General features: G+C 37.6%; 25 protein-coding genes and 2 tRNA genes. 15 read left to right on the top strand and 12 right to left on the bottom strand.

Annotation, left to right across the window (positions count from 1 at the left end):
* Nucleotides 1-497 precede the first annotated feature (497 nt).
* The 6 genes from Q8907_02295 to Q8907_02270 form a co-directional block, all read right to left on the bottom strand.
* Nucleotides 498-698: a hypothetical protein gene (locus tag Q8907_02295; protein MDP4273087.1), complete on the bottom strand. Its 201-nt coding sequence runs from the start codon at nt 696-698 to the stop codon at nt 498-500.
* 79 nt (nt 699-777) lie between these two features.
* Nucleotides 778-1,233, bottom strand: coding sequence for a hypothetical protein (locus Q8907_02290; GenBank protein ID MDP4273086.1), 456 nt, complete (start codon nt 1,231-1,233; stop codon nt 778-780).
* A gap of 6 nt (nt 1,234-1,239) precedes the next feature.
* On the bottom strand, nt 1,240-1,551 hold the full coding sequence (locus Q8907_02285) for a hypothetical protein (protein ID MDP4273085.1): 312 nt from the start codon (nt 1,549-1,551) through the stop codon (nt 1,240-1,242).
* Between the two features lie 182 nt (nt 1,552-1,733).
* Nucleotides 1,734-2,294 carry a hypothetical protein gene (locus tag Q8907_02280; GenBank protein ID MDP4273084.1) on the bottom strand — a complete coding sequence of 187 codons (561 nt, stop codon included), beginning with the start codon at nt 2,292-2,294 and terminating at the stop codon, nt 1,734-1,736.
* Nucleotides 2,295-2,965: 671 nt separating this feature from the next.
* Nucleotides 2,966-3,052, bottom strand: a tRNA-Ser gene (locus Q8907_02275).
* 70 nt (nt 3,053-3,122) lie between these two features.
* Nucleotides 3,123-3,214, bottom strand: a tRNA-Ser gene (locus Q8907_02270).
* Nucleotides 3,215-3,820: 606 nt separating this feature from the next.
* Here Q8907_02270 and Q8907_02265 point away from each other — a divergent pair.
* Nucleotides 3,821-4,093, top strand: coding sequence for an HU family DNA-binding protein (locus Q8907_02265; GenBank protein ID MDP4273083.1), 273 nt, complete (start codon nt 3,821-3,823; stop codon nt 4,091-4,093).
* A gap of 106 nt (nt 4,094-4,199) precedes the next feature.
* Here Q8907_02265 and Q8907_02260 read toward each other — a convergent pair whose 3' ends face one another.
* The 5 genes from Q8907_02260 to atpD form a co-directional block, all read right to left on the bottom strand.
* Nucleotides 4,200-4,676 (bottom strand): hypothetical protein, encoded by a 477-nt coding sequence (locus Q8907_02260; GenBank protein MDP4273082.1) that lies wholly within the window; start codon nt 4,674-4,676, stop codon nt 4,200-4,202.
* A gap of 180 nt (nt 4,677-4,856) precedes the next feature.
* Nucleotides 4,857-5,840, bottom strand: coding sequence for a glycosyltransferase family 9 protein (locus Q8907_02255; protein ID MDP4273081.1), 984 nt, complete (start codon nt 5,838-5,840; stop codon nt 4,857-4,859).
* 36 nt (nt 5,841-5,876) lie between these two features.
* Nucleotides 5,877-6,623, bottom strand: a complete 747-nt coding sequence (locus tag Q8907_02250) for a dienelactone hydrolase family protein (protein ID MDP4273080.1) — start codon at nt 6,621-6,623, stop codon at nt 5,877-5,879.
* Between the two features lie 17 nt (nt 6,624-6,640).
* On the bottom strand, nt 6,641-6,880 hold the full coding sequence (gene atpC / locus Q8907_02245) for an ATP synthase F1 subunit epsilon (protein ID MDP4273079.1): 240 nt from the start codon (nt 6,878-6,880) through the stop codon (nt 6,641-6,643).
* A 64-nt stretch (nt 6,881-6,944) separates the two neighbouring features.
* Nucleotides 6,945-8,456, bottom strand: a complete 1,512-nt coding sequence (gene atpD, locus Q8907_02240; GenBank protein ID MDP4273078.1) for a F0F1 ATP synthase subunit beta — start codon at nt 8,454-8,456, stop codon at nt 6,945-6,947.
* Between the two features lie 188 nt (nt 8,457-8,644).
* Here atpD and Q8907_02235 point away from each other — a divergent pair, with 188 nt between their 5' ends.
* From Q8907_02235 to argH, 14 genes are all read left to right on the top strand, one after another.
* Nucleotides 8,645-9,481 carry a S1-like domain-containing RNA-binding protein gene (locus Q8907_02235; protein ID MDP4273077.1) on the top strand — a complete coding sequence of 279 codons (837 nt, stop codon included), beginning with the start codon at nt 8,645-8,647 and terminating at the stop codon, nt 9,479-9,481.
* A 281-nt stretch (nt 9,482-9,762) separates the two neighbouring features.
* Nucleotides 9,763-11,217 carry a family 16 glycosylhydrolase gene (locus Q8907_02230; GenBank protein MDP4273076.1) on the top strand — a complete coding sequence of 485 codons (1,455 nt, stop codon included), beginning with the start codon at nt 9,763-9,765 and terminating at the stop codon, nt 11,215-11,217.
* A gap of 197 nt (nt 11,218-11,414) precedes the next feature.
* Nucleotides 11,415-12,122: an RNA methyltransferase gene (locus Q8907_02225; protein MDP4273075.1), complete on the top strand. Its 708-nt coding sequence runs from the start codon at nt 11,415-11,417 to the stop codon at nt 12,120-12,122.
* 100 nt (nt 12,123-12,222) lie between these two features.
* The gene (locus tag Q8907_02220) at nt 12,223-12,948 is read left to right on the top strand and encodes a LytTR family DNA-binding domain-containing protein (GenBank protein MDP4273074.1); all 726 of its coding nucleotides are present in this window, start codon (nt 12,223-12,225) and stop codon (nt 12,946-12,948) included.
* The gene (locus tag Q8907_02215) at nt 12,949-14,139 is read left to right on the top strand and encodes an aspartate aminotransferase family protein (GenBank protein MDP4273073.1); all 1,191 of its coding nucleotides are present in this window, start codon (nt 12,949-12,951) and stop codon (nt 14,137-14,139) included.
* A gap of 189 nt (nt 14,140-14,328) precedes the next feature.
* Complete coding sequence (locus Q8907_02210) at nt 14,329-14,805, top strand: ArgR family transcriptional regulator (protein ID MDP4273072.1); 477 nt, start codon at nt 14,329-14,331, stop codon at nt 14,803-14,805.
* A 31-nt stretch (nt 14,806-14,836) separates the two neighbouring features.
* Nucleotides 14,837-15,517 carry a GNAT family N-acetyltransferase gene (locus Q8907_02205; protein MDP4273071.1) on the top strand — a complete coding sequence of 227 codons (681 nt, stop codon included), beginning with the start codon at nt 14,837-14,839 and terminating at the stop codon, nt 15,515-15,517.
* Nucleotides 15,518-15,555: 38 nt separating this feature from the next.
* Entirely contained in the window at nt 15,556-16,761 is a 1,206-nt protein-coding gene (argG, locus tag Q8907_02200; protein MDP4273070.1) for an argininosuccinate synthase, read from the top strand.
* Nucleotides 16,762-16,774: 13 nt separating this feature from the next.
* On the top strand, nt 16,775-17,740 hold the full coding sequence (gene argC / locus Q8907_02195; GenBank protein ID MDP4273069.1) for an N-acetyl-gamma-glutamyl-phosphate reductase: 966 nt from the start codon (nt 16,775-16,777) through the stop codon (nt 17,738-17,740).
* A gap of 197 nt (nt 17,741-17,937) precedes the next feature.
* Nucleotides 17,938-19,092, top strand: a complete 1,155-nt coding sequence (locus Q8907_02190; protein ID MDP4273068.1) for an aminotransferase class III-fold pyridoxal phosphate-dependent enzyme — start codon at nt 17,938-17,940, stop codon at nt 19,090-19,092.
* A gap of 10 nt (nt 19,093-19,102) precedes the next feature.
* Nucleotides 19,103-19,912 (top strand): pyrroline-5-carboxylate reductase, encoded by an 810-nt coding sequence (gene proC / locus Q8907_02185; GenBank protein ID MDP4273067.1) that lies wholly within the window; start codon nt 19,103-19,105, stop codon nt 19,910-19,912.
* 3 nt (nt 19,913-19,915) lie between these two features.
* Entirely contained in the window at nt 19,916-20,689 is a 774-nt protein-coding gene (argB, locus tag Q8907_02180; GenBank protein MDP4273066.1) for an acetylglutamate kinase, read from the top strand.
* Nucleotides 20,690-20,793: 104 nt separating this feature from the next.
* On the top strand, nt 20,794-21,852 hold the full coding sequence (locus Q8907_02175) for a M20 family metallo-hydrolase (GenBank protein ID MDP4273065.1): 1,059 nt from the start codon (nt 20,794-20,796) through the stop codon (nt 21,850-21,852).
* A gap of 67 nt (nt 21,853-21,919) precedes the next feature.
* On the top strand, nt 21,920-23,254 hold the full coding sequence (gene argH / locus Q8907_02170; GenBank protein MDP4273064.1) for an argininosuccinate lyase: 1,335 nt from the start codon (nt 21,920-21,922) through the stop codon (nt 23,252-23,254).
* Nucleotides 23,255-23,279: 25 nt separating this feature from the next.
* On the opposite strand, the gene Q8907_02165 is transcribed toward argH, so the two are convergent.
* The coding region (locus Q8907_02165; GenBank protein MDP4273063.1) for an MqnA/MqnD/SBP family protein at nt 23,280-23,499 on the bottom strand (220 nt) is incomplete at its 5' end.

Below are 23,499 nucleotides of genomic sequence, written 5' to 3'. Positions count from 1 at the left end.
CTCGGTGGATTGCCCAAGTCAGAATATTATTATTTATATTTACAGTTACATTCATTATGCAAAATTAAAAATATTATTGATTAACTGGCAAATGTTTTTATGCATGTACCCCGCTAACAATCCCATATACAACAATTTTATTATTGTTCCGCTATTAAGCTTATCTTAATTTAATCGCTTAATTCCAAGATCTTTTATGTTATACTATTCGAAAAGTAAAAACTATTTTAATACGTCGTTCTTTTTCAACCAATTATTTTAATGACGTATCCAGAACCACCAGGTATATCTTTGAATTTCGTTTATAGGTTAGGTTGGACAAGAACAGTTCAAGAATGGAATAAAAGATTTGTTTTAATCAGTCTGCCTTCAAAAAATATCAAAAAAACTCATTAAGTACATAGCCCATAGCCCGGCGTTTGTAGTTCAACACAGACTCATCGCTGGGTCTTGCAGACCGCTCAGAGTCCTATTTATTAACCTAAGTTATTTTTTATTTAATTTATATTTCTATTGTTAAACTCAGTAAGCCACGTTAATAAATCATCAACATCTTTTTCTATTTCAGAAGGTTCAGGAATTACAATAGGAGTTTCTGTCGGTTGGCTGTGTTCGTAGCACGAATATCGTATCATAAAATAATCTACCAAATCGCAGTCTTCTTTTTTGATTTTAGCCAAATGTTGAACTTTTCCCATTGTAATACGGGAAATGCTGCTCGAAAACCACTAAAACCCGCATGACGTATGAACTGTTGTTGGTCAAAGTAATTTTATACTATTTTTCTAAATCTTCCCATTCTCTATACAATTTTAAAATTGCCTTATATTGAGAACTTACTCCATCAAAGTATTTTTTTAAATTTTCATCTTCTACCAATTGACGTATTTCAGTTTTATAAAGCTTCATAAATCTAGTTTTATCAACTTTTTTATCAATGTATTTAGCAGAAGCTTCTTCGTAGGCATTTAGATTATTCTCAATTGCTAAGTCAAGTTGTTTTTCATATAATTCAATCATTCTATTTTCATCGTCTGTTCTATTTTGCTTAGCAACTATAGGAGTCATTATATTGGCAACATCACTTACTTTCTCTTTTGTATTAGTTATTCTCTCATTAATTGCGAGTTCTACCATTGCTGACGCATTTTTTCTTACATCAATTATTGTATATATTGAGATTAAAAGTGCAAAAAAAGCAAATGCTACACTAATTATTTCGTATGGGCTCATATTTATTTATTTTGTTCGTGTTTTAATGTAATTAATTAAAGCTAAATAATTATCATTGCTGAATGCGTTTTGAATATCTTGTTGATCAAAAAGTGGCTCTGATTCAGTTTCTGATAAGAATTTTGTGTGTTTACTTTCAAACTTTCCAATTATAAGAAATACAATCTTAGCCCTATCTTCATTTGATAATGGTTGCTCATTTGAAGTATATACCAAACCTTTAATATCCTTGATAATTTGCTCAAATTCCGAAACTGGATTATAGGATTTTTTTAATCTTTCATAGTATTCTGTTGCTAATTCTTTAAATGTTACCATAGTTTATATTTTAGTTAATAGATTAAGTTGTCTTTTTACGATTTTAACCAACGGTACGTATATGTTTTGTTGGGGATTCCGAAGCAGTTGCCTGTCAAGATACACAGATATTGATTAGTTGTAATACCTTTAAAATAAGCACTTACGCCCCAATAAAATATATACGATGTTAGCACACGTAATTATTTTTCAATCAGTTTTAATAGTCTACTCACAAATTCCTGATAATAGGTCTTCAGAATAATATAATTAACAGAGCTGAGATTCTTTAAAATATTAATCTCGGAGTCAAAAAAGGAAATCAATTGTTTCCTATCAAAGCTATCATTTGGATCTGTCGTTAAATATAAAAAGGGAGAAGCTAATCCATAAAAATCCCCGTTCATAGCACGATTTATCTCATCCAATATTTTAGAAGCAAAATAATTTTCAAAAATTAAACTTTGACTCCTAGAAATAGGCAAATCATACTTTACATTTGAAATTGCAGATTTCATTTGAATAAATGTACGAATAAGAGAATCCTTAATCTCAATACTAGCTAAAGGGGTGCTAATATCAGTCAATTCGTTAGAAATATTAGTTAATGATACTTTCAAATCTTTCAAAACCAATTCAATTGAAGCAATCTCAGAAGGGTTTGTACAAAATTGCTTATCCATCTCGTTGAAATGAATCTGTTTTTCTAAATCCAACTTTTGACTAATCAATTTGTACTCTTGTTCTTTCGTAATTGTTTTCATGGTGAGTAGTGTTTTTTATTATGTGTGCTAACATTTCTGTAACTGCAATCTCGTAGTTACTTTCCCATTAAGCTTATCTTTTTTTTCTATTTATAACTACTAAAATCGCTTAATTCAATAATTACTTATGTTATCGAAATCGAAAAGTAAAAACTATTTTAATACGTTGTTCAGTTTCAACCAATTATTTTAAGGACATATCAAGAACCACCCCGTAAATTCCGTAAACCTCGCTCAGGGGGATATCGAAGGGGGCATATCTTTTCTGGTCTGAATTGATGGAGGTGCAATGTACGTATCCGCACAAAATGGATCACCAGTAAAATCCTGTGGATAAACGTAACAGGTTTGAATAATTAATATAGCTTTTTATTCTCCTAAATTTTGGTTTTCATTGCCGTCAGCTTCAGCTGACGGATTCTGAAGAAATAATAATATTTCTTAGGCTTTAGCCCAACAGTAGTTCAAAATAATACCGGAAAATTTGGCTAAAGCCGCAAAAAATATTGCTTTATAAAATCCGTTGGCTGAAGCCAACGGCAATGAAGAAGATAATTTTTTTCTAAATGCAAAACACAGGGTTTTGCTAGGATCCTACAAAATCAATTTATATTTTACCGGTAAAAAGAAAAAGCCTGCAAAATTTTGATTTACAAGCTTTTTATTTTTTGCGGAGAGCGGGGGATTCGAACCCTCGGTGCAGCAAGCCGCACAACAGTTTTCGGGACTGTCCCGTTCGGCCACTCCGGCAGCTCTCCTTATAAATAGAATACCCTAATATTAAAAAAACTAACTGCACCCCATTAACAGCACAATTAGTTCAACCTCTGGCGGAGAAAGAGGGATTCGAACCCCCGGTCCACTTTACAGCGGACAACGGTTTTCAAGACCGCCGCATTCGACCGCTCTGCCATTTCTCCATGGCCACAAAAGTATAATTTATTTTTCCATTTGAAAAGTTTTAGGCTCTATTTTTGCCTGATATTGAAAAATAATTTAGCATATATCTGAAAATCTATTTACTATATCAATTGCTTTTCTCTAAAATAAAGGGGAGCGAATTGAGTTCGGCAACATTTTTCAATAACTTTCAGAAATACATTCATTTTCCTAATCACTCTCTAACCCCCTGATTCCTTAAGGCTTTAAAAATGATTCTGTACCTACCCTCATGAAAAAAAGGAATTTAAAAAAAAGAAAGACACAGCTCTGCTATATGCCGGGAAAAGAGAAAGATTGAACACATTTAATCCACAGTTTGAAAGCATTTGTGATTTTTCTGACGTCTTTTAACCCTTAAATAGTAATTTTCATGTAAAATATTTTTGTTTTTACAAATAAAATCAATGTCCTTGTAAATTAAATGATTACTTTTATCCCACAAAATCAGCATTTTAGTAAATAAAAATAGCTTTTTATCAATATATCAATAATTTTGCTACAGTATATTTGCTCAAACCCAGAAATAATCTATATTTGTGTATATTTATCTTTTAAAAGATGTACTAACCCTAAATTATTAAATTATGAACAAAGCACAATTAATTGATTCTATTGCTGGTGAATCAAAATTAACAAAAGCTGATGCTAAAAAAGCTTTAGATGCATTTATTAAAAGCACTTCTGCTGCACTGAAAAAAGGTGATCGCGTTGCATTGGTTGGTTTCGGATCATTTGCTGTAGCAAAAAGGAATGCAAGAACCGGAAGGAATCCACAAACTGGCAAGCCCATTCAGATTAAAGCCAAAAAAGTGGTTAAATTCAAAGCTGGTAGCGAATTAGCTAAGAAAGTACAATAATTTATACTTCACTTCATAAAGGGGCTGCCTATTTTTTGTAGACAGCCCCTTTTCTTTCATTTGAAATTAGTTGATTTTTGCCAATAAATTTGACAGCAGAGCAGAATTATAGATGATTGGATACCCACAACTCCAATTGGCCTTTTTTCTGAAGACTGATAAATTTCTCCATGGATTTGGATTTACATTTCCCGCTTATTTTGGAATAACTATTAATCATACTTTCGATTCCAAACAGTTGAACTTTTGTTTTATCATCATTTCCGGGATTTTGGATAGCAAATTTTGCCATACCCGCAACATAAACCATGATCAGATCAGTAGAATAAGGATAACCCTTTTCTTCCATCAAAGGTTTGAGAACATCGCTAATGACCACTGTCACCGTCGGGGTGCCGGAAATCCATTTCATAATGAATGAACTTACTTCATTCCGGTTATTACCAACCTCATCTATTGGCGTACTTAGGAACCAGTCTATGCATTTAATGACCGAAGGTTCCTGTCTGTCGAAATCTTCTTTGGTCTCCAATTTACAATTACCGGGGACGTCCATACATTGAGCCATTACACACAACTGCATAAAAAATAAAATGCAAATTAAAAGCAACCTTTTCATAGCCCTTTTATTAAATAACTATCCTTCCAATCAGATTTTCAAATAAAATAATTAGTCGCCCAAAAATCTCCTTGCAATTTACATATTTTCCAAATAAAACCACAAAGCCAAATGCATAAAACCAGGGGGTGAGCTTCCGGAAGATTAACCGAACCAACGGACAGCCAGAGTTACAATTCGGGCCTCGTCAATTAAATTCATACAATTAAAATGCTTTTGGGGACATTTTTCATAACCCAGCTTTGAACAAGGCCGGCATTTCAATCCGGGAACTTCAATGATTTGCGAATCCTCATCCGGCTGATAAGGATACATGCCAAATTCAGGAACTGTATTTCCCCATACAGAAATAATTTTTTTCTTAAATGCTGCAGCAATATGCATTAGGCCGGTATCGTGACTAATTACCAACCGTGACTGCCTGACGAGCGAAGCCGATTGATTCAGGTTAAGTTTACCACACATATTGAGGATTTTCTCTCCGGCAATTTCGGCTATTTCATCTCCATTGGCCATATCCTCTTTACCACCCAAAAGAATGACCGGTAAATTGATTTTCCTGCAGACCGAAATAATCTTATCGTTGGGAAGTCTTTTGGTGGCATGTCTGGCACCTATTACAAATGAGATAAAACCATTCCTGAAAGTTTCGGGCAAAGAATCCACATTCACTTCATCAGAAGAAGGGATAAAATAATCCAATCCCTGATTATCATTTACGATATCAAAAAGTTTTACCGTATCGAGGTAACGGTTAACAATATGTACTCGAGGTAACTTATTGATTTTAAAATGCACCAGCAGCCACTTTTTCAGATTGAGTTTATTAAAAGAAAAATCCATAACTCCCAGCCTGAATTTCACAATTAGTGAACGAAGATTATGGTGCAAATCAATCACATAATCAAATTTTTCAGATTTAAGCTCTGTTATGGTTTTATTTAAATCACCATCAAAAAGATGAATCTTGTCAATGTAGGGATTTCCATAAAGGACAGAAGCAAATTTCTTTTTTGTGACATAATGTATCTCAGCCCCCTCGAGCTGTTTTTTCAAACAACGGACAACGGGTGTTGTAAGTACTATATCGCCAATAGAGCTAAAACGGATAATCAGGAATTTAATCATATCAAACAGGAAAGATTAGACTTAAGGTCAGAACACTTAACAAGTATCCTTAATCTTATTAATAAACATTAAAAGAGCCAACCAATATTCATTATGGTAGGGATTATCATTCCAGAGTATTTTGGAACCCAGAGTGGTTTGCCCGGGCTGTGGCTTGAACAAACTCAGGTTCCCATGAGGAATATTTTCAACAAGCTTTTCTATATAAGGATATTCAAAACTCGAGCAGCAAATAAAAGCCGGTTTATTCAATCCACTCAATGAATCCCTGACCGAAAAACGGGGATAAAAAAATTCGCCAGGACTGAAGGCAATAACAGCCTTAATTCTGATGTCTTTTTTGGCGATCATCAGGCACAAGGAAGCAGAATAAGAACTTCCAACCAGGATAATCCTTTTTTTGTCGATTTTATAAATAAAATCAATTGCGGCATTGATGTCTTTAGAGGCATCAATAAAATCGTGTGAAACATTTGAAGACTGAGCCAGCAGGGCAGTTTCATTCTGGACATAATTCACTTCGCCTCCCGAACGTAAATCAACAGCCAGGCAATTATAGCCCAATTTCATTAATTTTCTGGCTGTTTCTCTATATTCGCCCCTGCTATAATGGGCCTGGTGACAAAGAATGAGATAGGGATTTTTTTCGCCGCTTTTGTAAAGATCAGCAGTAACAAGTAAACCATCCGAAGCTTTGAATGAAACCTGTTGCTGCGAATTTGTCGTAAATGTTATGAATAAAAAGGAAACGCTACAAAAAAATATCTTTACAATGTTTTTCATTAAAGCGCAGCCAGTATTTAAAGTTCTGCCAGTATAATTATCTTATTTTCTTTCGTTTCCACAACACCCCCTGTAATATCAATAAAACTTTCAACGCCGGCTTCATCCACTATCTTTATTTTCCCTTTTTCAAGGGTAGAGATAATAGGGGCATGCTTTTGCAACATCTCAAATGAACCCTTGCTGCCAGGAACCTGTACGAGTTTTACTTCACCATCATACAGTTTATTGTCGGGAGTTATTACTTCTAAGTGCATTTGCTAAATTATTAAAAATAATGTAAAGGATGAAGAAAGTTTCGACTTTCTTCATCCTCAAAACTTAGGCATTTGTTTCTGCCAATATTTTTTCTCCCTTTTCTATAGCTTCCTCAATAGTACCCACCAGGTTAAATGCGGCTTCAGGATATTTATCCACTTCACCGTCCATGATCATATTGAAACCCTTGATGGTATCTTCAATGGAAACCAGCACACCTTTTTTACCGGTAAACTGTTCAGCCACATGGAAAGGTTGGGACAAGAAACGCTGTACACGACGTGCCCGTGCAACAACCAGCTTGTCTTCTTCACTTAACTCGTCCATACCCAGGATGGCGATAATATCCTGTAATTCCTTATAACGTTGGAGAAGTTCTTTGACTCTCTGGGCAGTTTCATAATGTTCTTTTCCGACCACAGCAGGAGTAAGAATTCTCGAAGTAGAATCGAGAGGATCAACAGCGGGATAAATTCCAAGTTCCGAAATTTTTCTGCTCAATACCGTGGTTGCATCCAGATGGGCAAAAGTAGTTGCCGGAGCAGGATCGGTAAGGTCATCAGCAGGCACATAAATAGCCTGAACAGATGTAATGGATCCCCGTTTGGTAGAAGTGATGCGTTCCTGCATAAGTCCCATTTCGGTAGCCAGATTAGGCTGATAACCTACTGCAGATGGCATACGGCCAAGCAAAGCCGACACTTCAGAACCAGCTTGGGTAAAACGAAAAATATTATCTACGAAGAATAAGATATCCCGGCCTCCCGTTTTCTCATCTCCGTCACGGAATGACTCAGCAACAGTCAAACCCGACAATGCAACAGTAGCACGGGCTCCAGGTGGTTCATTCATCTGTCCGAAGACCAAAGTAGCCTGTGATTTTAAAAGTTCGTTCTGGTCAACCTTGGAAAGGTCCCAGCCTCCTTTTTCCATGCTTTCTTTAAACTCGGAACCATAACGGATAACTCCAGATTCAATCATTTCGCGCAACAGATCGTTACCTTCCCGGGTACGTTCTCCAACACCGGCGAACACCGACATACCCGAATATTTCTTGGCAATGTTGTTGATCAACTCCATGATAATGACTGTCTTTCCAACGCCAGCCCCACCGAAGAGGCCGATTTTACCTCCTTTTGAATAAGGCTCCAACAAATCAATAACTTTAATTCCGGTGAACAGTACCTCGGCATTTGTAGAAAGATCCTTGATTTTAGGTGGCTGGTTATGGATCTGATATCCAGAAGTCTTATCAACCTTCTGCATACCGTCAATGGCATCACCCACCACATTCAACAACCGGCCTTTGATCTGGTCACCCACAGGCATCTTGATAGGATTGCCTGAGGAAACTACTTCAATGCCTCTGTGCAGGCCATCGGTCGAATCCATGGCAATAGCCCTGACTGTGTGTTCTCCAATGTGCTGTTCCACTTCTGCAACAAGAAGTTGGCCATTGTCCCTCTTTATCTCTAAAGCATCATGAATATTGGGAAGTTCCCCTCCCTTCTTTTCAAAACTAACATCAATTACCGGGCCTATCACCTGGATAATTTCTCCAATATTTTGTGACATATATGTATATAATATGTTTACCTCAAAAATATAAATGCCAAATTTAATATTTTTTATCTCAAAGAAAATGTTAAATTCATCAAAAAAACAGTATTTTTTTTAAACAGGAATTGAACAGAAAATTTGTTTCTCAAATAAGTTTTTATTGCCGAAACATTACCTTTGCGTTGAAGATATAAATAATTAATATGGTAGAGATTGGGAAATATAATTACCTGAGAATAGTAAAATTCGTTGATTTTGGCATTTATCTTGACGGAGAAGATTTGGGCGAATTGTTATTGCCGGCTTCAGAAGTTCCTGAAGGAATAAAAAAGGATGAACTGCTGAAAGTATTCGTTTACCTGGATTCAGAAGACAGGATTATTACCAGTACCAGGACACCCATGGCTACTGTCGGCTCCTTTGCCTTTCTGAAAGTTAAAGAAGTAAATTCATTTGGGGCCTTCCTTGACTGGGGTATGCCTAAAGACCTTTTTGTCCCCTACCGCGAACAAAGGAAACCTCTTGAACCCAATAATTATTATGTGGTTTATCTTTATTTGGACGAAAATTCAGGAAGAATAGCAGCTTCAACAAAAATCGATAAGTTCTTAAAAAAAAGTTCTTCCCTGTTGCAGGAAAACCAGGAAGTTAATCTTCTGGCTTATGATTACAGCGATCTGGGCATAAAAGTAATTGTAAACGACACGATGTCCGGACTAATCTTTCAGGATGAAGTATTCCGGAAAATTTCCATAGGCGAAAAATTTAAAGGATATGTTAAAAATATAAGAACTGACGGGAAAATAGATATCACTTTGCAACTTCCCGGTTATAATGAAATTTCCAAAGCTTCCCAGTATATTTTTGAACTTTTGGGAAAAAACAATGGTTTTTTGCCTGCAAATGACCATACTGATGCATCAGTCATATATAACATGTTTAATATGAGCAAAAAAACATTCAAAAAAGCAATAGGCAATTTATATAAAAAAGGAATTATACAGCTTGAATCAACAGGGATACGGATGAAAATCAAATGAGGGAAAACAATCCATCAGATACATTTTTCTCTTTTTAATAACTATTTTCCATCTTTGTCGTAATATATCATTTAGATTTAATTTACATGACAGGGCAGTTTAATAATCTGTAAATAATGTTTTTTCAACAATTGAATATTTTGCCATCATGTTTTCTAAATAACAAATTTTCTGTTAGGTTTTAAATACTTAAGTATTCAAGGAAATTCTGAATTATTTAATTTTCCGCTTTTATGAAATTGTGTTTTTTATATCTTTAACCTAAATATTTTCTATAGAAAATGGCTATGGTAAACTTAAAAATTTTATTAGGATTATTCCCTGCAACTTCAAAGATAGAAGAAGAAAATGCGAAATTGTCGGAAGAATATAAAAGATTCAGGCTATTTGCCGCCTCTGAAGAATTAGCCTATTTTAACAAGCTTGAAAAGGAAGTAACTTCTAAAGAATTTGAAGAAAACAGAAAGAAAATCGAATCACTTCGCTTTGAAGACACCAAAGAATATAATAAGCTTCAACTTTATTTACAGTTGAAAAAATCGAAAAGGATAAAAAGTTATTATAAGATTAAACAATCCAGGGAATTGGCCAATTTCCTGAGTACGAGTAATTCAAAGGAATTAGAGGATTTTATCCGTCTGCAAAGCTTCATTCTTTCCTCAGAATTTAAAGGGAAAGCCCAGGCAAAGGATTTTAAGAAAACCCCGGATTATCAGAAATGGCGCGAATATAAAAAGCTAAAAAAAGCAAAATCCATAACCAGCTATTTTAAATTCAAGTCTTCAAAAAAATATTCCGATTACAAACTGATTGACGGTTCAAAAGAAATCACAGAATACGAAAACCTCGGAAAATTCATTAATTCCAATGAATATAAAGAAGTCAAAGCTTACATGGATGACAAACACCGGTACGAAAAATCCGAGGATTTCAAAAAGCTGAAGGAATATGACTCACTAAAACAAAGCGAAAAGATCAAATGGTATTTTCAGCTGGTTTCGTCTAACAAATTTGATTCATTGAAGCATTGGGAAAAGACTTTTGAAGACGATTTCAATGACAAACAGCTGAACCGTGAAAAATGGATTACGAAATATTTCTGGGGTGAAGCCCTATTAGGTTCGTCTTATTCCTTATCAAATGAGCTGCAATGCTATTCTGATGGGAAAAACCTGGACTTCTCTGATAGTGCGCTAAAAATTATCACCCGCAAAGAAAAAGCCAACAGCAATTCCTGGAATCCCCAATTGGGATTTCAACCTAAGGATTATGAATATACTTCAGGGATAATCAATTCCGGGGCAAGTTTCCGCCAGCAATATGGCAAATTCGAAGCCAAAATCCGCTTGTCGGCTAATTATCCCCTCACCCAGGCTTTCTGGATGGTAGGAGATTCCATCCTCCCCGAAATTGATGTAATGAAATTTGACGGAAAAAAATTATACCTGAACTCTTTCTGGGGAAAAGCTGAGGATAAAAATGGACTTCAGAAAAGCATCACTACCCTGAGAGGGAAACATTTTAGCCATAAATTTTTTATTTATACCCTCGAATGGACAGAAAACTCTTTAGAATGGAAAATAAACGGGGTTACAGTAAAAAAGGAGACACGAGGAATTCCTTCACTTCCCATGTATGTTGCTTTCAATTCTATGCTTAACAAAAAAATAAATGACAGTTTGTTGCCCGCCTCAATGGAAATTGATTGGATAAGATGCTATCAATATAAAAAGTAGCAATATAAAATTTCAATAAAAAGCCAAAAGAAATTTCTTTTGGCTTTTTATTTTTTTCAAGGTGAGTAAAGCGGATTAAATTTCAAACTGAAATTTAATAAAAAGCCTCATTCAACCCTTATTAGAAAAAAATCATTTTATTATGTTGGATAATTTAAATTTTAATCTATCTTAGTATTTTTAAGTGATTGGACTTTATGATGATTCAGCGAAAACTTATCGATTATTTATCCGGATTTGTTACTCCTCATCGGGTCGAAACCATAGAAAAAATACTTCAACAAAGAACCCGCTACATTACGATTGTGCTTGAAGATCTGTTCCAGGCTCAAAATGCCAGTGCAGTTTTGCGGACATGCGATTGTTTCGGGATTCAGGATGTACATATTATAGAAAACAAAAATAAGTTTAAGGTAAACCCTGAAATTGCAATGGGAGCCTCAAAATGGCTGAACCTTTTTCAATATAACCAGCAGGATACCAATAACACTCTTGAAGTAATTAAATCATTAAAGCAAAAAGGTTACCGGATTGTAGCTACTGCTCCTGAAGGGAAAGGGGTTAAACTGGAAGAATTCGACTTGTCCAAAGGAAAAATTGCTTTGTTTTTTGGTACCGAACTGCAGGGATTGACTGAGGATGTATTTATAAATGCTGACGAATTTCTGACCATTCCCATTGTGGGTTTCACTGAAAGTTTCAATATTTCCGTTTCAGCTGGAATAATCCTGCATCATTTATCCTGTCAGCTCAGGAAATCAGGAATTAACTGGGCACTTTCAGAGAATGAAATACAGAACCTTAAAACAGAATGGCTGAAAAAAAGCCTGAAAGATGCTGATTTGATTGAAAAACAATTTTATAAGTCCTTACCTTTAAGGAATGATTTGAAAAAAACGGATTAAAGAATTGAAAAATTATTCGTCAAAATAAGAAATTTTACTTATTTTTGATAAGATAAAATTTCCAAAGGATTAATAGGTATTTTTAATTGATGAAGAAAGTATGATGTTGAATTGTATAATCATTGACGATGACAAACTCTCACGTCGTATCATAGAAGAGTTCATCAGCAAAACAGAAGACTTGAATTTGTTACAATCATTTTCAGGTCCTGTAGAAGCAATAAAAATGGTCAATAACCACAGTCAGGAAGAGGCAGAATCTGTTGACCTGATATTTCTGGATATAGAAATGCCGGAAATGAGCGGACTTGATTTTCTGGATACGATTAAAGACCTGCCCCAAATTATCATCATCTCTTCAAAAGACAAGTATGCCCTGAATGCTTTTGAATATGATGTCACCGACTATCTATTAAAACCCATCACGTACAGCCGGTTCTTTAAGGCTATTACCAAGGCTCAAAGCCGGTACAAAAAAAGCAGGATTGAGTCTAAGGGAAATGAAATTTTCATCAAAAAGAATTCTTCTCTGGTAAGGCTTAAATATGATGACATTTTATGGGTTGAAGCCCTTGAAAATTATGTCATCTTCAACACTTACAACGAAAAGTTTACTATTCATTTCACGATGAAAAGCATAGAGAAGAAGCTTCCTGTTAATAAATTCACAAGAGTACACCGCTCCTTTATCGTCAATACGAGCTGCATCAACGTCATTGAAGACAACTCCATTGTGATCAATATAGAGGACGGTTTCAAAACCATCCCCATCGGGAAGTCTTATAAGGACAAGCTGATGAGTGATATAAATCTGATTGCAAAATAAATGATTTCACAGCGGCAACTTTTTCTTCAACACGTAGGACAGACATCAGATTCCCCCATGATGCTTGAAATTGAAAGAGCAAAAGGGATATATCTTTACGATATTTATGGGAAAAAATATATTGATTTAATTTCGGGGGTTTCGGTCAGTAATGTAGGGCATTGTAACCCGGAAGTTGTTCAGGCGGTTAAAGACCAGGTTGAAAAATATATGCACCTGATGGTCTACGGGGAATATATTGAATATCCCCAGGTTCAGTATGCCCAATTATTGACGTCACAACTGCCTTCCAGTCTTGATTCTGTATATTTTGTAAACTCCGGCAGTGAAGCCAACGAAGGTGCCCTTAAACTGGCCAAACGGTATACGGGAAGGTCCGAAATTATTGCATTTAAAAATGCTTATCATGGCAGCACACACGGATCTCTCAGTGTGATGGGCAATGAATGTTATAAAAATTCATACAGGCCTCTGCTTCCGGATGTTTCTTTTATTGAATTTAATAATCCCACAGAATTAGAAAGAATAACCAGACGTACTGCCTGTGTTATTATTGAACCAGTACAGGGCGAAGGTGGAATCAGGATACCCAAAGATAATTTTCTTGGGTTGCTCAGAAAACGTTGCAATGAAACCGGCACCCTGCTAATTTTTGATGAAGTACAAACCGGGTTTGGCCGGACAGGTTCGCTGTTCGCACTTCAGGAGTTTAATGTAGTCCCTGATATCATGACTATTGCAAAAGCGATGGGTGGAGGGATGCCTGTAGGTGCCTTTGTCTCTTCAAATCAGATTATGTCGTCCCTAAAAACAAATCCCATATTGGGCCATATTACCACATTTGGAGGACATCCTGTATGTTGTGCAGCAGCATTGGCCTCTTTGCAATATATTCTTGACAATCACCTGGTTGACGACGTTAAACGGAAAGGGGAATTGTTTAAAAAACTTTTAAAACATCCTAAAATAAAAGAAGTCAGAGGTATTGGCCTGTTTATGGCTGTTCAGCTGGAAGATTTTGGGGAAGTAAAAAAAGTGCTTGCCGCAGCCTTGAAAAAAGGAATCATACTTGACTGGTTTCTCTTTTGTGACAGTGCCTTCCGCATAGCTCCCCCCCTGATTATCTCCGAAGAAGAAATAAAAACCGCCTGCGGCCTTTTACTTTCGGCTGTAGACGAAGCTTTAAAATAAATCTCATTCCATTTTCCTTATAAATTTAAGTACAGAGGAAGAAAATAATTTCCCCTTGTATTGTTTTGTCTTTTCCTTCCAAACAGGCAAGCTGATTTTATATGCAAAAATTCATGATTTTTATACAAAAAGTGTTTTTTGTATAAATATATTGCATATATTTGCATCGGATTTGTATACTTATACATCATGAACAATAAGACAAAACGCCTGATAACCATTCAAAACATCATCAGTAAGCATAAGATCTCCACCCAGGAAGAGCTTTTGATGAAACTGGAAAAAGAAGGTTTTGAATATACCCAGGCCACCCTTTCAAGGGATTTGAAATTTCTGAAAGTGGGTCGCAAGGCCGATAAAGAGAAAGGCAATATCTATGTTTTGCCGGAGACAAAAAATGCCAGCGAGCCCTTGCAAAAGACAGGAGCTTATCCTATAAATGGCTTTTTGTCCCTTGCTTTTTCAGATCATCTGGCCGTGATCAAAACATTGCCCGGTTATGCCAGTGTGATTGCATCAACCATTGACCGGAATAATCCCTATGAAATTATAGGAACCCTTGCAGGAGACGACACCATTCTTCTGATTCCGGCAGAAGGGGTATCCAGAAGTGAAATAAAAAATGTATTAATTCTCCTTTTTCCTGCATTGGCCGGAAATTTATAAAACAGAAAGCAATAATTTAAATTTTAATAAAATGTACGAATTTGTAATTCAGGTAGCAGACAAGCAACATATTAAGTATGTTGACGACATTTTGACAAACATTGCAGACGCAGCAAAAATCAGGGGTACTGGGATTGCCAAGCGTTCACCCGAATATGTTAAATCCAAGATGCTTGAAGACAAAGCCATCATCGCCTTAACCACTGACGGGAAGTTTGCAGGTTTTTGCTACATTGAATCTTGGGGGCATCAGAAATTTGTGGCCAATTCAGGATTAATCGTCGTTCCTGAATTCAGAGGTTATGGCCTGGCCAGTAAAATTAAAAGAAAAGCCTTTGAACTTTCCAGAAAGAAATTTCCTTACGCCAAAATTTTCGGCCTTACAACAGGTTTAGCCGTTATGAAAATTAACTCATCACTGGGATATAGACCTGTAACCTTCTCTGAACTGACCAAAGATGACGAATTCTGGAAAGGTTGTGAAAGCTGTGTTAACCACGATATTCTCATGCGTACACGCAGGATGCATTGCCTGTGCACAGCCATGTTGTATGATCCAATGTGGGAAAAACCTGCCGAAGATGCCGGCAAACAGGATGAAAGTACCGACAGTCCTTTCCTGAGTTTCGCCAAATGGCTTAAAACTAAACCCAACTGGCTTTTTAACCACAAAAGTCCTAAAATGGAAAAGGACACCCTGAAAGTAGAATAAATAAACAATTGATTCACAAATAAATACAACATCATATAATGAACGACAAAGTAGTATTGGCATTTAGCGGTGGATTGGACACTTCTTACTGCGTCAAATATCTGACAGAAGAAAAAAAACTCGAAGTACATTCGGCTATTATCAATACCGGCGGGTTTACAAAGGAGGACCTTGCCATCATTGAAGAAAAAGCAAAGAAATTAGGTGTAAAAGATCATAAAACCATTGATATTACTGATGAATTTTATAAAAAGTGTATCAAATACCTTATTTTTGGCAATATCCTGCGTAACAATACCTATCCTTTGTCTGTAAGTTCGGAACGTATTTTCCAGGCCATTGCAATTGTCGAATACGCTAAAAAAATTGGAGCAAAATATATTGCTCACGGTAGTACAGGTGCAGGCAACGATCAGGTTCGTTTCGACCTGACATTCCAGATTCTTGCCCCGGAAATTACGATTCTCACTCCTATCCGCGACCAGGTTATTTCCCGTGATCAAGAAATTCAATACTTAAAAGAACATGGCATCGAAGCCGACTGGAAAAAATTGGCTTATTCCATCAACAAAGGAATTTGGGGAACAAGCATTGGCGGAAAAGAGACCCTGACACCCTCTCAGACCCTTCCTGAAGAAGCTTATCCCAGCCATCTGAAAGAAAGCGGTGAAAAAGACCTGGAACTAACCTTCGACCAAGGTGAATTGAAAGCCGTAAACGGAAAGAAATATTCGAATCCGGTTGATGCGATCAGGGAAGTCGAGGCTTTAGGTTCCGCATTTGCCGTTGGCCGTGATATGCACATGGGCGATACCATCATCGGAATAAAAGGACGGGTAGGCTTTGAAGCTGCTGCAGCACTGATCATCATTAAAGCTCATCAGACCCTCGAAAAACATGTCTGCACCAAATGGCAGCAATACTGGAAAGATCAGATGGGTAACTGGTATGGCATGCTGCTTCATGAAGCCCAGTACCTGGAACCTGTGATGCGCGATATTGAACAATTCCTTGAAAGCTCCCAAAGAAATGTCACAGGAAAAGTATTGGTAAAACTTTTCCCTTACCGTTTTCAGGTTATAGGGGTTGAATCAGACTTCGACCTGATGAATTCCAAATTCGGGAATTACGGCGAAGAAAACAAAGCCTGGACAGGTGAAGATGTCAGGGGATTTACAACCATACTGGCCAATCAAATGAAAATTTACTATTCAGTAAATAAGAAAGACAACATCATCTTATAATTTCCACTTCAAAATGATCAAAGCAGGAATTATAGGAGGAGCAGGTTATACTGCCGGAGAACTCCTCAGGATACTTCTCCGGCATCCTGAAGTTGAAATTGCTTTTGTAAACAGCCAGAGCAATTTTGGCAAATATGTTTATGAGGTACATGAAGATCTGATAGGTGAAACAACTTTAAAATTTGGAGAGCCCAATTTCAGTGCTGCAGATGTAATTTTCCTTTGCCAGGGGCATGGCCATTCAAAAACTTTTCTTCAGGGAAATAATATTTCCAGGAAAACAAAAATCATCGATCTTAGCCAGGATTTCAGATTAAAAGAAGAAGGCAATGATTTTGTTTACGGCTTGCCCGAAATAAACCGGGACAAGATCACACAAGCAACTCATATTGCCAATCCCGGCTGTTTCGCCACTGCCATTCAACTGGCCATACTTCCCCTATTCAGCTCAAAATTGCAGATTGCAGACATTCACATCAATGGAATAACCGGTTCGACGGGAGCAGGGCAAGCACCATCGGCCACGACCCACTTCAGTTGGCGCAATGATAATGTTTCTGTTTACAAACCTTTTGTTCATCAACATCTTAAAGAGATCAATGAATCTGTTCATCAACTGCAGGAGGGATATCAGGGGCAGCTGAATTTTATTCCCATGAGAGGCAACTTTTCCCGTGGCATACTGGTTACAGCCTATACCCAATGTGACTCTTCACTTGAAGAACTAAAAGCAATTTATAAAGATTTTTACAGTGGACATCCTTTTGTTTCCCTTTCTGATAAAAGCCCGAATCTGAAGATGGTGGTAAACACCAACAAATGCGTGCTTTCACTGGAAAAGGTTGACAGCAACCTACTAATTACCAGCGTAATTGACAATCTGGTTAAAGGAGCTTCAGGCCAGGCTGTACAAAACATGAACCTTTTGTTTGGCCTTGATGAAACTACCGGGTTAAAATTAAAACCTATAGGATATTAGTATTAGATCCGCAAAATCGAAAAAGTTTCAATGAAGGTAAATATTTAACAAGTTTAATGGATTACTAAATTTTTTACGATTGAAACGAACATGTTTGCTAACATATACAAACACGAATAAACCGAGTTTACGAGTTCACCGAAAGTAAAATAGCAAACATGTAGTTACATTCATCCTTTAAAATTAATTATTTTAGAATGAAACCATTCAATGTATATTCTCTTTTTGATATAGAACCTGTCAAATCGCAGGGTTGTTACCTGTGGGACAAAAACGGCAACATGTACCTGGATTTTTATGGTGGGCATGCCGTAATTTCTGTCGGGCATCATCATCCGCATTATGTTGAAAAATTAAAAAAGCAACTGGACCAGATTGCATTTTACTCCAATGCCGTAATCAATGACCTGCAAATTCAGCTGGCCGAAAAACTGGGAAAATTATCAGGCTACGATGACTACAGTCTTTTCCTGTGTAATTCAGGGGCTGAAGCCAATGAGAATGCTTTAAAACTGGCTTCTTTTCACAACAATAAAAAGAAAATACTGGCTTTTCATAAGGCTTTTCATGGCCGTACATCAGCAGCCGTATCGGTAACTGACAATCCGAAAATTATTGCTCCCATCAACCAAACGGATGAAGTCTCCTTTCTTCCCATGAATGATTTGCAGGCATTGGAATTTGCATTAAAAGACAAGGATATCAGCTCGGTGATCATTGAAGGCATACAGGGCATTGGTGGCATCATTTTGCCATCTGGCGAATTCCTTCGCGGAGCATCAGAACTTTGCAAGCAATATGGTGCATTGCTGATCCTGGACGAGGTACAATCCGGCTACGGCCGTTCGGGAAAATTCTTTGCCCATCAATGGGCCGGAATCCGCCCCGACATCATCACTGTTGCAAAAGGGATGGGAAATGGATTTCCCATCGGAGGAGTACTGATAAGCCCTGAGATAGAAGCAAAGAAAGGAATGCTGGGCTCCACTTTCGGCGGCAATTATCTTGCCTGCGCTGCGGGAATAGCTGTTCTGGATATTATGGAAGAGGAGGATCTCATTGACAACGCTTTACAAATGGGCCGTTATCTGATGGAACGTTTGCCAGAAATAAATCAGATTAAGGCCGTGAGAGGTAAAGGATTGATGATAGGACTTGAATTCAACTTCCCAATTAAAGAAATAAGGGAACATCTGCTTTATACTCATAAAATATTTACCGGAGTATCCGGGAGCAACATGATCAGATTATTGCCACCTCTTTGCATAACAACCCTGGAAGCCAATATACTTTTAAATGCCTTAAAAGCAACGCTTTCTGGAATCGATGCAAATGGAAACATCAACAAATAAAACACACATCATGCTGAAAAAAAGTATCACCATTATTGGAGGCGGAAATCTTGGAATTTCCATCACCAATGGATTATTAAAAGCTGCTTATGTGAGCCCTGAAAACATTACTGTTACCCGCCGAAATCTGCAAGCCATTATTTCATTGAAAGAAAAAGGGATAAATTTGACGAGCGACAATTGCCAGGCAGTAAAAAATTCAGATATTATATTTATTGCAGTCAAACCTCAGCAAGTTGCGGGGGTACTGAAAGAGATAAGCGCAGTACTGGACCCTTCCAGGCATATAATTATTTCACTGGTAGCCGGAATGTCTCTTGAAAAAACAGAAAACCTCATAGGCATTAATAATATTACTTTATTCCATGCCATTCCCAACACAGCCATTGCCGTGCAGGAATCCATGACTTGTATTGCTTCAAAAAACGAATCTGAAGAACAGAAAAAGGAAGTTTCCGGAATTTTCAATCAGTTGGGGAAAGTCATGTTTATTGATGAAGAGCTCATGGGCGCCGCAACAGTTCTGGGTTCTTGTGGAACTGCGTTTGCATTGAGATTCATCAGGGCCGCAGCTGAAGGTGGCGTCCAAATGGGGTTTGAAGCAGATATAGCCCATTTCATAGCAGCACAGACCTTAAAAGGTGCCGCCAGCCTTGTGCTTGAAAACAACAGCCATCCCGAAGCAGAAATCGATAAGGTAACTACCCCCAAAGGGATAACCATCACAGGTTTGAACGAAATGGAACACCAGGGGCTGAGTTCTTCAGTGATAAGCGGGATTATGGCCGCTTTCAACAAAATGGAACAATCTAAGAAATAAAGAATGGAAAAACTTACAGTGGTAAAAGTTGGGGGGAAGGTAGTAGAGGATCCCGCTTCGCTTGAAAAACTTTTATCAGACTTTTCTAAAATTGAAGGTAAGAAAATACTTATCCATGGGGGAGGCAAAACTGCCAGCAATATCTCTGAAAAATTAGGAATTACCCCTAAAATGGTTGATGGCCGACGGATTACTGATGCAGAAACATTGAAAGTGGTTGTCATGACGTATGCCGGCCTGGTAAACAAAACAATTGTAGCAGCCCTGCAGGCATTGGGATGTAATGCAACCGGACTTAGCGGTGCCGACCTCAACTGCATAGTTTCAACAAAAAGAGAAGTTAAAGAAATTGATTACGGTTTCGTTGGAGATATAAAAAAAGTCAATGCTGCCCTGTTAAGCAAGCTTCTAGACATGAATGTCATTCCGGTAATGGCACCTATCACGCACGATGGGAAAGGCCAACTGCTCAACACCAATGCAGACACTATTGCCACCCGGGTTGCGATAGCCATGGCACCCTTTTTTGAAACGAATCTCATCTTATGCTTCGAGAAAAAAGGAGTTTTAAGCAATAATGACAATGATGACTCTGTCATTCCGTCACTCACGCATGAATATTTCGAAGAATTAAAAAGCAAGAAAGTGATTAAAGAAGGAATGATTCCCAAGCTTGATAATGGTTTTGCAGCAATCCGCCAGGGTGTAAAAAAAGTCATCATTACCAATTTCAACAGTCTTTCAGAGCAAAATATTTCTGGCACTGAACTTGTATAAATTCATTCAAAATAATATTTTAACTTTAGTACATTTGCTGACGAAGAATAAAGTTCCGGAAACCCTTTATTCTTCAAACAAACAAATAATTCAAACTATCCAAAATGCCTGGTTTATATAACGATGCAATTGAACTTTTAAAGAAGCTGATCTCTGCGCCTTCCTATAGCGGGCAAGAAATTGAAGCGGCCAATGTTGTACAGAAATTCATAGAATCCAAAGGTCTCATGCCCAACAGAAAAGGTAATAATGTTTGGTTAAGATCTTCCAATTTTAAAGAAGGGCGATATACGGTTCTTCTCAACTCGCACCTGGATACAGTCAAACCCTCGGCATCATATACCTTCAATCCCTTTAATCCGATTGAAAAAGATGGTAAATTATTTGGCCTGGGCAGCAACGATGCAGGAGCTTCCCTGGTATCTATGCTGATGGCATTCATCGAACTAAATAAGAAGGATCTTCCCTACAACCTTATCTATGCTGCAACTGCCGAAGAGGAGAACTCAGGAAAAGGCGGAATTGAGAGTCTGTTTGAGGATCTGGGCAAAATAGACCTGGGCATTGTCGGTGAACCTTCGCAAATGAAAATGGCTGTTGCCGAAAAAGGTTTAATGGTCATTGATTGTGTGGTACACGGCACTGCCGGACATGCTGCCCGTTATGACAATGATAATGCCATTTACAGGGCACTGCCGGATATTGAATGGTTCAAGAATTTTCAGTTTGAAAAAGAATCAGAACTGCTGGGAAGCGTAAAACTGACCATCACGCAAATCAATGCAGGGTATCAGCATAATGTTGTGCCCGATAAATGTACCTTTGTAGTTGATGTGCGGACAAATGAACATTATACCAACCAACAGGTCTGCGATATTATTCGCGATCATGTGCATTGTGAAGTAAGGCCACGCTCGTTCAGGCTTAATTCATCCATTATTCCAATAGATCATCCGATCATCCAAAAGGGCTTGTCCATCGGACTGAGCTATTATGGCTCGCCAACCACATCCGACCAGGCGGTGATGGACTTTACTACTTTTAAAATTGGTCCGGGTGATTCGGCACGTTCACATACCGCCGACGAATTTATCTATTGCAAGGAAATTGAAAACGGCATTGATATGTATATCAAGTTGCTGAAAGACATGAAATTTGATTAATTAAAGGTCTCAATCACAGGATGCTGAAATCTTTATTAATTTTTTAACTTCTGAAAACATATAAACCATGAAACTTTGGGACAAAGGCATAGAAATAAACAAACTCGTAGAAACTTTCACCATCGGGAAAGACCGTGAGACGGACCTGTTTATTGCCCAATATGATGTACTCGGCACTATGGCCCACATCACCATGCTGCAAAGCATCGGTTTATTGACTGCTGAGGAATTAAGCACACTGCTCAGTGAACTGAAAGTTATTTATACAAACATCCTGGCCGGGAACTTTGTCATAGAAGAAGGAATTGAGGATGTGCATTCGGAAGTTGAACTGCTCTTATGCCGCAAGTTGGGTGATATCGGCAAAAAAGTACACAGCGGCCGTTCCCGCAACGACCAGGTTTTGGTTGACCTGAAACTCTACATGCGCGCAGAGATACAGAAAACTGTTGCACAGGTAATTGATCTCTTTACTGTCCTTCAAAATCAGAGTGAACGATACAAAGATATTCTAATACCCGGATATACTCATTTACAGGTTGCCATGCCTTCATCGTTTGGCTTGTGGTTTGGCGCTTATGCCGAAAGCCTGACCGATGATTTGCATGTTTTGCAGGCTGCCTATAAAATTGTAAATCAAAATCCCCTGGGTTCTGCTGCAGGTTATGGTTCTTCCTTCCCGCTGAACCGTACGATGACCACCCGCCTTCTTGGTTTCGATGATCTGAACTACAACGTAGTTTATGCTCAGATGACGCGCGGAAAATCGGAAAAGATAACAAGCTTTGCTTTGGCCTCCATTGCAGCCACACTGTCTAAGATGGCAATGGATGTCTGCCTGTTTATGAGCCAGAATTTCAAATTCATCAGTCTTCCTGACGAATTCACAACAGGTTCAAGCATTATGCCCCATAAAAAGAACCCGGATGTCTTTGAGCTGATCCGTGCCAAATGCAACCGCATCCAATCCTTGCCCAATGAAATATTGCTGGTTTGCAACAACCTTCCATCCGGTTATTTCAGGGATATGCAGATTATCAAAGAAATGTTCATCCCTGCTTTTTCGGATTTATCAGATTGTTTGAATATTGCCACGTTTATTACTGATAAGATCTCTGTAACAGAAAATATTTTAGAGGACGAAAAATACAAATATGTCTTCAGTGTGGAAGAAGTTAACAAGGAAACTCTTAATGGCGTTCCTTTCCGCGATGCCTATAAGAAAGTGGCAAAGGAAATTGCTGACGGGAGTTTTAAACCCGACACTTCTGTTCATCATACTCATGAAGGCAGCATTGGCAACCTTTGCAACGACAGGATAAAAGCAAAACTGGATAAAATAATTCAGGAGTTCAATTTCGGAAAAACCGAAAAAGCAATAGAAGGACTAATCAAGGGTTAAAAGATTAAACCCTGATTTTTTATTTTTAGAATAAAGACTCATTTAAGGAACTGATCAGTTTCATTTCCAAAGCTTTCTGCCCCAATGTCTCAATCGCCTTAATCCCTTTTTCACCCAGATCGGCCGAATAATCATTTACATACAAACCGATATGCTTGTACATTACTTCATCGCTCATTTCCTGGGCATATTCCCTGACAAAATCCAAAGGTGAATCCGGATTTTTCAAGGCATAAACCACACTT

The organism is Bacteroidota bacterium, from assembly GCA_030706565.1.
In the GTDB taxonomy this organism is placed as follows: domain Bacteria; phylum Bacteroidota; class Bacteroidia; order Bacteroidales; family JAUZOH01; genus JAUZOH01.
The sequence above is the reverse complement of the archived record's forward strand: the minus strand, read 5'-3'. Positions and strand labels throughout refer to the sequence as shown.